Here is an 11,118-nt window from a genome sequence, read left to right as displayed (position 1 = left end):
AAGGCCTGCCTTGAAGAATCATTTTCGGAAAGACCGATGTGTCTGATTGTTCAGAAACTACTGAGGCTATAAACCGATGATGACTTTTATCTTTCCACGAATTTGCTGAAGTTCGCTTGCGGAAACGACACCTTTTTTGATGGCCCCCCTGACTTTCCAGGCGATGCTTTTTACCTGGTCGGATAGGGCAACGCTATCTTTCTCAGCGCTTATGGGAACTTCGAACGGATATCCCTTTGAATGCGTTGTGCAGGGTACACAGACACACATGCCGGTTTTATTGTTGTAAGCAAACGGGCTAAGAACAACAGCTGGCCTGTGACCTGCCTGCTCACTTCCTTTGGTCGGATCAAAATCCACCCAGATGATATCTCCGGCTTCAGGCACAAAACGGCTTACCATTTACCAAATCTCCTTCCCGACAGGCTCACCCCATTCAACCGGATCGTGCAGATTTTCTTCTGTCACGCCTTCAAGCAGTTCTGCAAGAGAGTAACCAACTTCCTGCTTTACAGGTTCAATAATGAGTTTTCCTTCAACCAAATCGATTTTTATTTCGTCATCAATATTAAGATTGAGTGCCTGCATCAATGTCGCCGGGATACGTATTGCTGGAGAGTTACCCCAGCGTTTAACATTTCCATGAATCATTTAACATGCCTCCAATACACAATGTAGATACATGCTAGCGCAATATACATTGTATACACAAGTGGTGTGAGCCTGAACGTTGGGTATTGTCGTGTTTCGTCAGGTGCAGTGCGCGTGCCAGGCTTCCTGCATAAAAAAAGCAGGAGCATTACATCGCCCGCTTCAGCGGCAGCGGGGCTACCAGCACTTTCACGCCTAAGGCTTCAAACGCTTTAACCTGCGCGGTGCTGATGCCGCTGTCGGTGATCAGGTAGTGGATGTTGCTCCAGTCACAGGGCAGCGCGAACATCGATACCTTGTCGATTTTGCTGGAGTCCGCCACCACGTAAACCGTATTGGCAGATTTGATCATCGCCAGTTTGACCTTGATATCCGTTTCGCTGGGAAAGCTCAGGCCCAGACGCGGTGAAATGCAGGCGGTGGCCAGAAAGAGTTTTTCGGCCAGCACATTTTCAAAAAAGCTGGCCGCTTTCTCGCCCGAGGTGGAGAGCGTCGGGAACTTAAAGGTGCCGCCGGTCAGCAGGATGTTGATCCCCGGTTCGCCGCCCAGTTTCAGGGCGATATTCACTGCGGTGGTCACCACTGATAAGCGGCGGATATGGCTGATGGCATCGGTAATCGCGGTGGTGGTGGTACCGGAATCGAAAATCACCGTGTCGCCATTTTCGATATGCTGTGCCGCCAGTCGTCCAATCGCCTCTTTCTCCTCCAGATGGGTCTGCCGCTCCAGCAGCATCGCGCCGGTATTCTGCTTGCCCGTCATCAGCGTTGCGCCACCATGATAGCGCTGCACAAACCCCTGTTTTTGCAGCATGCGCAGGTCGCTGCGTAATGTGGCTTCAGTCAGTCCAAAGGTCTCGGTCAGCGCTTTGACCGTGACCGTACCATCTTCACGGATCATCTCCAGAATTTTCTCGCGGCGTTGCTGCATGTCAGCGAACTGCTCACTTTTGCTTTTCAATCGAAATGCTCCCTTTTCCAGTAACCTGATGGCTCGGGCGAACAAGGTCTCTGTCGCTGAGTTTAACGCGCCATTTTTATGAATGCGAGATGACCTGAATTGCCTTTGATTTTCGAACGAAAGCAAATAATCCGCAGGTTATTGAATCTTTCAGGGTTTCCGGATTGCAGGCAGCAGGCTTTATTTCGGGACTGGAAGCCAGATCACGTCTTTTCAATCAGATAAGCCGCTTTGAACGGCAGATGGTCGAAATTTGATCTGCCCCACATATCATTTCTTTTCGATAGCTTATATTTTTGTTCGAAAATGATTGAGTCAGCGGCATCAGCAAAAATATGAGGGGAAGAGTGGGATGAGTGGTGAATATGACGTAAACCTGCGCTACGGCGTGGATACCGCAATGAACCTGGCCGGTAAGGTGGCTGTGGTGACTGGCGGGCTGGGCGGCATCGCGATGGCGACTAATGGCATGCTGCTGGAGAAAGGCGCGCGTCTGGCACTGCTCTATCCGCCGTTTGAAGCGGAGAAAGTTGCCAGTCTGCAGGCGGACTTCGCGGCCGATCGGGTGCAGTTTGTCTGCTGTGATGTCACCGATCCCGCGTCGGTGGAAGAGGCGTTTGACGCGGTGGTTGCCCACTATGGCCGCATCGATATCCTGGTCAACTGCGCAGGCTACGTGATGCTGCAGCCGGTGATTGAGACCGATTTTGCCGAGTGGCAGAAGCAGATCGCGGTAAATCTCACCGGACCTTTCCTCTGCTCGCAGGCGGCCGCACGGCTGATGATCCGTGCTGGCGCAGGCGGCAAAATTATCAATATCGCCTCCCAGGCGGCGTCCATCGCGATCGACAACCATGTCGCCTATACCTCCGCCAAAGCGGGCCTGCTGGGCATGACCAAAGTGATGGCTAAAGAGTTTGCCACGCATCGCATTAACGTAAATACCCTGTCGCCTACCGTAGTACTGACGCCGATGGGCGAGAAAGCCTGGCGCGGCGAGAAGGGCGAGCAGATGAAAAAGCTGATTCCGCTCGGTCGCTTTGCCTATACCGATGAGATCGCCGCCGCCGTGCTGTTCTTCGCCAGCAACGGCAGCGACATGATTACCGGCGCAGATTTGATGATCGATGGTGGCTTCACCATCTGGTAAGGCCAACCCAACACCCGGGACTTCATACCCTGCCATAACGATAAGAGAGAACATCATGAAAAACCGTACCCTGCTGTGCACTGCCGTGGCTGCCTGTCTGGTTTCTCAGGCGGCGTTGGCCGCCGAAAAAGGCACCATTATGATTCTGGTTAACTCACTCGATAATCCTTACTACGCTTCTGAAGCCAAAGGCGCCAATCTCAAAGCACAGGCGCTAGGGTACAAAACCACGGTGCTGTCGCACGGCGAAGATGTGAAGAAGCAGAGCGAACTGATCGACGCCGCTATCGGTAAGAAAGTGCAGGGTATCGTGCTGGATAACGCCGACTCCACCGCCAGCGTGGCGGCAATCAAAAAAGCCAAAGATGCCGGGATTCCGGTGGTGCTGATCAACCGTGAAATCCCGGTGGATGACGTGGCGCTGGCGCAGATTACCCACAACAACTTCCAGGCGGGTTCAGATGTGGCCAACGTCTTTGTCGAGAAGATGGGGGAAAAGGGCAAATACGCCGAGCTCGCCTGTAACCTGGCCGACAACAACTGTGTGACCCGCTCAAAATCGTTCCATCAGGTGCTGGATCAATATCCCGATATGCAGAGCGTGGCGCGTCAGGATGCCAAAGGCACCCTGATCGACGGCAAGCGCATTATGGACAGCATCCTGCAGGCGCATCCCGATGTGAAAGGGGTGATCTGCGGTAATGGCCCGGTCGCGCTGGGTGCCATTGCGGCACTCAAAGCAGCCGGTCGCAACGATGTGATCGTGGTAGGGATTGATGGCAGCAACGATGAACGCGATGCGGTTAAAGCAGGCACGCTGAAAGCCACGGTGATGCTGCAGGCCCAGGCGATCGCCGCCGAAGGCGTGACCGATCTCGATAACTTCATTCAGAAAGGCGTGAAGCCGGAAAAACAGCGGGTGATGTTCCGCGGCATTCTGATTACTCCGGAAAACGCCAAAGGCGTCCAGGACTTTAACTACAAGTCGTAATTAACCGCTGCCGCGCCTGCGAAAGCGGGCGCCAGGGAGAAGAAGATGTCACGAAGAGTCTGGCTGACGCTGGTGGTCATGCTGTCAGGTGGCTGCAAAATTGTGTCGCAGCAGGAGCTGGCTGACCTGAAGAATCCCCCCAATCCGAAGATGGCCAACATCGACCAGCTCTGGCAGCAGAAGCTGGTGCCGCAGGTCCAGGCCGAGGCGAAACCGCTGGCGACGCTGATGTCGTCGCTGCAATCTGCCAAAGACTTTGACAGCGCCTGCCAGACCTACGGTTATCGCAGTCAGGCTGAGAATCCCTGTGTTTTCAGCGTTTCCGTTCGCGGCGAGGTAACGGCTGTCAATACCACTTCCCGCAGCGGAAAGATGGCCGTGAAGGATGAATCAGGTGACAGTGTCACTATACAGGTCGGGCCAATCATTCGTGGCACGGCGTTGCGCGATGTCTATAAAGGCGCGAGCTATCAGGACTTCAACGATCAGGTGCTGTTTGGTGATTACGGCAAGGCGATCAACCAGCACGCCTCAACCCTGATGCAGCAGTTCGCGCCGAAGGTCGGCGACAAAGTGAGTGTTACTGGCGTGTTCAGCAGCTGGGACATTCCGCAACAGCTGCCGGATATCACTCCGGCTGCCATCACCCGGCAATAAGGAGCGGCAGATGCAAAATCCGCAACCGCAAACGTCCGGCGACGTGATTATCGAAACGCGCAACGTGTCGCGTCTCTATCCTGGTGTGACCGCGCTCGATCAGGTCAGCTATCGCGTTTATCGCAACAAAGTGAATGTCCTGATCGGGGAGAACGGGGCCGGCAAGTCCACCATGATGAAGATGCTGGCCGGGGTTGAAACGCCGTCGTCGGGCGAGATTCTGCTGGATGGCCAGGTGGTGTCGCTGAACTCCACCCATCAGGCGGAGAAGCAGGGGATCAGTATCATTTTCCAGGAGCTGAATCTGTTTCCCAACATGAACGTGATGGACAACATTTTTATCGCCAACGAGTTTTTCCAGCGCGGCGTCATCAATGAAAAGTATCAGTACGCGCTGGCGAAATCGCTGCTGCAGCGGCTGCAGCTCGATGTCGATCCCTATGCGCCGCTGGGCGAGCTGGGCATCGGGCATCAGCAACTGGTGGAGATTGCCAGGGCGCTGTCGAAGGATACCCGGGTGTTGATCATGGATGAACCCACCAGCGCCCTGAGCCAGTCGGAAGTGAAAGTGCTGTTCAATGTCATCGATCAGCTGAAGCGGCGCGGCGTCACCATTATCTATATCTCACACCGGCTGGAAGAGCTGATGGAGATAGGCGACCACATCACCATTTTTCGCGATGGGCGCTTTATCAGTGAGCGCGAGGTGCGCGACGCCAGCGTGCCGTGGATTATCGCCCAGATGGTGGGCGATAAGAAAAAACAGTTCGACTATCAGCCTGCGCCACAAGGGGAAACGGTGCTGGAGGTTGAGGGGCTGACCGCGCTGCATCAGAACGGCGGCTACAAGCTTAATGAGGTCAGTTTCAGCCTGCGTAAAGGCGAGGTGATCGGCATTTATGGGCTGCTGGGCGCGGGACGCACGGAGCTGTTTAAGGGGCTGATTGGGCTGATGCCTTGTCAGTCGGGCCGGGTCCGGCTGTCCGGTAAGGATCTGGCGAAACGCAGTTTTCAGCAGCGGCTGAAAAGCGGCATCGCGCTGGTGCCCGAAGATCGTAAAGGCGAAGGGGTGATTGAACTGATGTCGGTTACCGCCAATATGACGCTTTCTGACTTCAGCCTGCGCGGTTTTCGTCGGGCGCTGGGGCTGCTGAATCCGGGGCGGGAACAGCAGCGGGTCAGTGAGATGATCGGCCATCTGGCGATTAAAGTCAGCGATCCCGATCTGCCGGTCACGGCGCTGAGTGGCGGTAATCAGCAGAAGGTGGTGCTGGGTAAGGCGCTGATGACCGGGCCGCAGGTGGTATTGCTGGATGAGCCGACGCGCGGCATTGATGTCGGTGCCAAAACCGACGTCTATCACCTGATTGGCAATCTGGCGCAACAGGGGCTGGCCGTGATGTTTTCGTCGTCCGAGCTGGATGAGGTGATGGCGCTGGCGGACCGCATTTTAGTGATGGCCGATGGCCGGATAACGGCCGATCTGCCCCGCGCAGCGGCAACGAGAGAACATCTGATCGCGGCATCAACCCCGCAGGATTAAGCACCTGGCCCATTGGGCTAAGCTGGCCGGAGAACGTCATGAACCAAAAATATCTGCTCTATATGTACCTGCTCAAGGCGCGCACCTTTATTGCGTTGCTGATTGTGGTCGGCTTCTTCAGCGTGATGGTGCCGAACTTTCTGACCCCCTCTAACCTGCTGATTATGACGCAGCACGTCGCCATTACCGGGCTGCTGGCGATAGGGATGACGCTGGTGATCCTCACCGGCGGTATCGATCTCTCTGTAGGCGCGGTCGCCGGGATTTGCGGCATGGTGGCGGGTGCGCTGCTGACCAGTGGCATTCCGTTATGGGGCGGCAATACGCTGTTTCTCAACGTGCCTGAAGTGATTCTGGTGGTGGCGATCTTTGGCGTGCTGGTGGGGCTGATTAACGGTACGGTGATCACCCGGCTGGGCGTGGCTCCCTTTATCTGCACCCTGGGCATGATGTATGTGGCGCGCGGTGCGGCACTGCTGTTCAACGATGGCGGCACCTACGCCAATCTGGTCGGGATGCCCGCGCTGGGCAACACCGGTTTTGCCCTGCTGGGTTCCGGTACCGTGCTGGGGGTGTATCTGCCGATCTGGCTGATGCTCGGCTTCTTGCTGCTCGGCCTCTACCTGACGCGCAAAACCCCGCTGGGCCGTTACATCTACGCCATTGGCGGCAATGAGTCCGCCGCGCGGCTGGCGGGCGTGCCGATTGTCAAAGTGAAAATTTTTGTTTACGCCTTTTCCGGCCTCTGCGCCGGTCTGGTCGGGCTGGTAGTGGCGTCTCAGTTGCAGACCGCGCATCCGATGACCGGCAACATGTTTGAGATGGACGCCATTGGTGCCACCGTGCTGGGCGGCACGGCGCTGGCGGGCGGACGTGGCCGGGTGTCCGGCTCAATTATTGGCGCGTTCGTTATCGTCTTCCTGGCGGATGGCATGGTGATGATGGGCGTCAGCGATTTCTGGCAGATGGTGATTAAAGGTCTGGTGATTGTCACAGCCGTCGTGATCGACCAGTTCCAGCAACGTCTGCAAAGCAAAGTGGTGCTGCTGCGTCGCCATGAAAAAAAGCAGCAGGCAGTGCCTCTCACTGATATCCGTCACAGTTAACAGGAGCGATTATGAGCCGCGAGCAACGTGGAAAAACAGTGGTGATTACCGGTGCCTGTCGCGGCATCGGTGCCGGGATCGCGGCGCGTTTCGCCCGCGATGGGGCCAGGCTGGTGATGGTGTCGAATGCCGATCGGGTCTTTGCCACCGCTGACCAGCTTTCGCAGCAGTATGGCAGTGAGATTCTGGCGCTGCAGGTCGACGTCACAGATGAAGCGGCGGTGCAGCAGCTCTATCAGCAGGCCTTTGAACGCTTTGGTCAGATTGACGTCTCGATTCAGAATGCGGGCGTGATTACCATTGACCGCTTCGACACCATGCCGAAAAGCGACTTTGAACGGATTCTGGCCGTGAACACCACTGCCGTCTGGCTCTGCTGTCGTGAAGCGGCGAAATATATGGTGAAGCAGGGCAGCGGCAGTCTGATTAACACCTCATCTGGGCAGGGACGACAGGGCTTTATTTACACGCCGCACTATGCCGCCAGCAAAATGGGGGTCATCGGCATTACGCAGAGTCTGGCGCTGGAGCTGGCACCGTGGAACATTACGGTCAACGCCTTCTGTCCCGGCATCATTGAGAGTGAGATGTGGGATTACAATGATCGCGTCTGGGGCGAGATCCTCAGCAGCGAGGAGAAAACCTACGGCAAAGGTGAGCTGATGGCGGAGTGGGTGAAAAACATTCCGCTGAAGCGTGCCGGTCAGCCGGAGGATGTGGCCGGGCTGGTGGCGTTTCTGGCTTCAGACGATGCGCGCTATATCACCGGACAGACCATTAACGTGGATGGCGGCTTAATCTTCTCCTGAAGACACCAGAGATAACCCCGGGCCTGCTGCACAGCAGGCCTTTTTTTGTGCCAGACTTTTCTGGTATATGCACAATTTGCCTCTGCTGTCCTGCATCGCCGTCACAATATGTTAAGGTAACTGTCAATGAATTTGACTTTATCGCAGCAACAAATCAATCAACGTGCCGGGTGACATGATACGGAAAACAGGGGTTCTCTCTTTGATTGCGCTGTCGCTCTCTGCCTTGCAGAGCGCCCGTGCGTTTCAGACTGAAACGGCAGTGTCAGAAACGCCATTCGACAATCCTGCGCGCTACAGTGAGTCGCTGCCGACGCTTGGCAGCACCCGCGACGAGGATGAAGCGTGGAGCAAAAAGCTGGCAGCCGTGGCGAAAAGCATCGGTGAAGCGAGTAACAACAGCGACAGCAATGTGACGTTTGGCCAGCAGGCGGGCGTCTGGGCCTTCAATCATCTGCGCGATGAAGTGGCCGACCGGGTCGAGAGTGAAGGGCAGTCACTGCTTTCCCCTTACGGCACCGCGCAGCTCGATCTGAAAGTCGACATGAACGGTAACTTTGCCGGCACGGGCGGCGATCTCTTCAGCGCACTGGCCGACGAGAACAGCCTGCTTACCTTCAGCCAGCTTGGCCTGCATGATACCGGCGAGGGTCTGGTCGGCAATGCGGGACTGGGACAACGCTGGGACGCCGGTAACTGGCTGCTGGGCTACAACGGCTTTGTCGATCATGTCTTCAGCAGCGGCCTGCAGCGCGCCTCGGTGGGGACTGAGGCCTGGAGTGATTCGATGCGTTTCTCTGCCAACTACTATCAGCCGCTTTCCGGCTGGAAAAATCTGGGCAACTCGCAGCAGCAGCGCATGGCGCGCGGCTATGACATCACCAGCCAGAGCTATCTGCCCTTTTATCGTCAACTGGGCGTCTCGGTGAGCTATCAGCAATATCTGGGTGAGAATGTCGATCTGTTTAACAGCGGCAACCGCTATCACAATCCCTCCGCCATGTCGTTTGGCCTCTCTTACACGCCGGTGCCGCTGGTAACGCTGTCGGCCACCCACAAAACCAGCAGTGCCGGTGAAAGCCAGGATCAGCTGGGGCTGAAACTGAACTACCGCTTTGGCGTAGCGCTGAGCCGTCAGCTTGATGCCGGTAACGTCGCCGAAGCGCGCTCCCTGCGCGGCAGCCGTTACGATACCGTGACCCGCAGCGATACGCCGGTGCTCGCATTCCGTCAGCGCAAAACGCTGTCGGTGTTCCTGGCGACACCTCCCTGGCAGTTAAGCAGTGGCGAGAGCCTGCCGCTGAAGCTGCAGGTGCGGGCCAGCAATGACATCAAGGCAGTGAGCTGGCAGGGTGACACGCAGGCGCTGAGCCTGACGCCACCGGCCAATAATGCGGATCCGCAGGGCTGGAGTGTGATCCTACCGCAATGGGATCCGTCGCCAGACGCCAGCAACGAATACCGGCTGTCGGTGACGCTGGAGGACAGCAAGCAGCAGCGTGTCACCTCTAACTGGATCACCCTAAAAATTGAGCCGCCGATGGCCATGGACGCATCCCCGCAGAACGATCGTTACGATTTAATGGCACCCACCGGCACGGCGCTCTAACGGAAACCTGCCAGCACGGCGCTGGCAGGTAAATCCGGCCGGCGCGGTGCATGGCACGTCCAGCCGGGTTCATCACAGAGTCGTGCTGATGACAGGCTAACGTCAGGCTTATGTGTCAGTAGTAACATCGTGTTGCAATCATCAGCCGCAACTATCGCAGCGATGCGTAAGGGACGCCGGCAATATGCCGATAACAAAAGCAATTCCACCGCTTACTGGTCCTGCTGATGCGCCTGAGTTTACTGAAATATCTTGTCCCTTCTTTTCTCCGTCAGCGTGGCCTGCACGCCGCCGCGTCATTCCGATCGCTGGGGCGCGCTATGCCCGTGATTGAGTTCACGCCTGAGGGCATTATTCAGAAAGCCAGCCCGCTATTTCTGGCGGCCATGGGATACCGGGCGGACGAAATTGTTGGTCAGCATCACAGCATGTTCTGTCCGCCCGCGCTGGTGAACTCGCCAGAATATCGCCGTTTCTGGCAGCGTCTGGCGGCAGGTGAAAGCTTCAGTGATAAATATCTGCGGCTGGCTAAAGGCATGCGACCAGTCTGGCTGGAGGCAAGCTATATTCCGGTGACTGACCGGCGCGGACGGGTTTTCAAAATCGTGAAAATAGCCGCGGATATTTCAGAGAGAATGCAGTCATCACTGGAGCAGGAGTCGATTATCAATGCGATCAGCCGCTCCATGGCCGTAATCGCCTTTCGTCCTGACGGCCACGTGCTGGAGGCAAATGATAACTTCCTGAAGGCTACCGGCTATCAGGCTGCCGAAGTCATAGGAAAGCATCACCGGCTTTTCTGTTCGGATGCGCTCTCTCAGAGTGAGGAGTACCGGCAGTTCTGGTTGAGGCTGAATCAGGGTGAGTTCTTTTCGGGCCAGTTTCCCCGTCTTAACCGGCGTGGCGAACCGCTCTGGCTCAGGGCCACTTACAATCCGGTATTCAACAGCGATGGACAGCTTACTAAAATTGTTAAATTCGCCACCGATGTGACGGAACAGGTGCTGCGTAATCAGCAGGAGTATGACGCGGCGTTAAATGCCTGGAACATGGCTGTCCAGACGCGGGGAAGTGCACAGGCGGGCGCGGATGTTATCGACAACAGCATTCAGATGATCAGCCGGATTGCTGAAGAGATGAGTGTGGTGTCGGCAGACGTCACGCGCCTGAACAGCCAGTCTGACAGCATTGATGGCATGGTTGAAACCATCCGGCGCTTTGCCATGCAGACCCGCCTTATTGCACTGAATGCCGCCATTGAAGCGGCGCGCGCAGGCACGTCGGGCCGCAGCTTTGCCGTCGTGGCGGCAGAGGTCCGCAGCCTGGCGGCCAGCGTCAGCAGTGCGACCGAAGAAATTGAGCGGGTGGTAGCAGGGAATAATCAACTGGCCAGAGAGGTGCTGCGAGGAATTGAAACTTCGCTGGCGAACACCGGTCAGGGGGTACTGTTGATGCGTGAGGCGGGGGAAGTGATAGCCAGCATTCAGAAAGATTCAGAGCGGGTTGAAAGCGCCGTCAGAGACGTTGCCCGGGCAGCGCATAGCGAATAACGACGTCTGAACCGGCCGGATAAACAGGGCCGGTGAAGGCGTGCCCCTGAAGAACAGGGATTCATTGGGCCAGGTCCGGCGTTGTTACGAA

Annotated in this window: 11 protein-coding genes; 8 read left to right on the top strand and 3 right to left on the bottom strand. The window is 56.5% G+C overall.

All coding sequences use genetic code 11. The annotated features are described in order from the left end of the window. Window positions 1–66 precede the first annotated feature (66 nt). From mazF to IV493_RS09920, 3 genes are all read right to left on the bottom strand, one after another. Entirely contained in the window at window positions 67–402 is a 336-nt protein-coding gene (gene mazF, locus IV493_RS09930; protein ID WP_061062307.1) for an endoribonuclease MazF, read from the bottom strand. Further along, window positions 403–651, bottom strand: coding sequence for a type II toxin-antitoxin system antitoxin MazE (gene mazE / locus IV493_RS09925; RefSeq protein WP_033782896.1), 249 nt, complete (start codon window positions 649–651; stop codon window positions 403–405). A 148-nt stretch (window positions 652–799) separates the two neighbouring features. Further along, window positions 800–1,612 (bottom strand): DeoR/GlpR family DNA-binding transcription regulator, encoded by an 813-nt coding sequence (locus IV493_RS09920; protein ID WP_195857063.1) that lies wholly within the window; start codon window positions 1,610–1,612, stop codon window positions 800–802. Between the two features lie 352 nt (window positions 1,613–1,964). On the opposite strand from IV493_RS09920, the gene IV493_RS09915 reads away from it, so the two are divergent. The 8 genes from IV493_RS09915 to IV493_RS09880 all read left to right on the top strand — a co-directional run bounded on the left by IV493_RS09915 (window position 1,965) and on the right by IV493_RS09880 (window position 11,027). Further along, window positions 1,965–2,762, top strand: coding sequence for a GolD/DthD family dehydrogenase (locus IV493_RS09915; protein ID WP_195857062.1), 798 nt, complete (start codon window positions 1,965–1,967; stop codon window positions 2,760–2,762). Window positions 2,763–2,817: 55 nt separating this feature from the next. Continuing rightward, on the top strand, window positions 2,818–3,753 hold the full coding sequence (locus IV493_RS09910; protein ID WP_033732417.1) for a D-ribose ABC transporter substrate-binding protein: 936 nt from the start codon (window positions 2,818–2,820) through the stop codon (window positions 3,751–3,753). Between the two features lie 45 nt (window positions 3,754–3,798). Next, a complete protein-coding gene (locus IV493_RS09905; protein ID WP_013357648.1) occupies window positions 3,799–4,410 on the top strand; it encodes a DUF2291 family protein in 612 nt (203 codons plus the stop codon). Between the two features lie 10 nt (window positions 4,411–4,420). Continuing rightward, complete coding sequence (locus tag IV493_RS09900; RefSeq protein WP_095707295.1) at window positions 4,421–5,953, top strand: sugar ABC transporter ATP-binding protein; 1,533 nt, start codon at window positions 4,421–4,423, stop codon at window positions 5,951–5,953. A 38-nt stretch (window positions 5,954–5,991) separates the two neighbouring features. Beyond that, window positions 5,992–7,059: an ABC transporter permease gene (locus IV493_RS09895; protein WP_195857061.1), complete on the top strand. Its 1,068-nt coding sequence runs from the start codon at window positions 5,992–5,994 to the stop codon at window positions 7,057–7,059. 11 nt (window positions 7,060–7,070) lie between these two features. Beyond that, window positions 7,071–7,868, top strand: a complete 798-nt coding sequence (locus tag IV493_RS09890) for a glucose 1-dehydrogenase (protein ID WP_033732425.1) — start codon at window positions 7,071–7,073, stop codon at window positions 7,866–7,868. Window positions 7,869–8,043: 175 nt separating this feature from the next. Further along, entirely contained in the window at window positions 8,044–9,477 is a 1,434-nt protein-coding gene (locus IV493_RS09885) for a YchO/YchP family invasin (RefSeq protein WP_051926492.1), read from the top strand. Window positions 9,478–9,704: 227 nt separating this feature from the next. Beyond that, window positions 9,705–11,027: a PAS domain-containing methyl-accepting chemotaxis protein gene (locus tag IV493_RS09880; RefSeq protein ID WP_195857060.1), complete on the top strand. Its 1,323-nt coding sequence runs from the start codon at window positions 9,705–9,707 to the stop codon at window positions 11,025–11,027. Window positions 11,028–11,118: the final 91 nt, after the last annotated feature.

The organism is Pantoea sp. SM3640 (assembly GCF_015654165.1).
GTDB lineage: Bacteria > Pseudomonadota > Gammaproteobacteria > Enterobacterales > Enterobacteriaceae > Pantoea > Pantoea vagans.
Note: the sequence above shows the minus strand (reverse complement) of the source record. Positions and strands in the feature narration are given on the sequence as shown.

Bases quoted from the DNA above. Each gene is read 5' to 3' on its own strand.
- mazF (WP_061062307.1), bottom strand. From the start codon at position 402: ATGGTAAGCCGTTTTGTGCCTGAAGCCGGAGATATCATCTGGGTGGAT.
- mazE (WP_033782896.1), bottom strand. From the start codon at position 651: ATGATTCATGGAAATGTTAAACGCTGGGGTAACTCTCCAGCAATACGT.
- IV493_RS09915 (WP_195857062.1), top strand. From the start codon at position 1,965: ATGAGTGGTGAATATGACGTAAACCTGCGCTACGGCGTGGATACCGCA.
- IV493_RS09910 (WP_033732417.1), top strand. From the start codon at position 2,818: ATGAAAAACCGTACCCTGCTGTGCACTGCCGTGGCTGCCTGTCTGGTT.
- IV493_RS09905 (WP_013357648.1), top strand. From the start codon at position 3,799: ATGTCACGAAGAGTCTGGCTGACGCTGGTGGTCATGCTGTCAGGTGGC.
- IV493_RS09900 (WP_095707295.1), top strand. From the start codon at position 4,421: ATGCAAAATCCGCAACCGCAAACGTCCGGCGACGTGATTATCGAAACG.
- IV493_RS09895 (WP_195857061.1), top strand. From the start codon at position 5,992: ATGAACCAAAAATATCTGCTCTATATGTACCTGCTCAAGGCGCGCACC.
- IV493_RS09890 (WP_033732425.1), top strand. From the start codon at position 7,071: ATGAGCCGCGAGCAACGTGGAAAAACAGTGGTGATTACCGGTGCCTGT.
- IV493_RS09885 (WP_051926492.1), top strand. From the start codon at position 8,044: ATGATACGGAAAACAGGGGTTCTCTCTTTGATTGCGCTGTCGCTCTCT.
- IV493_RS09880 (WP_195857060.1), top strand. From the start codon at position 9,705: ATGCGCCTGAGTTTACTGAAATATCTTGTCCCTTCTTTTCTCCGTCAG.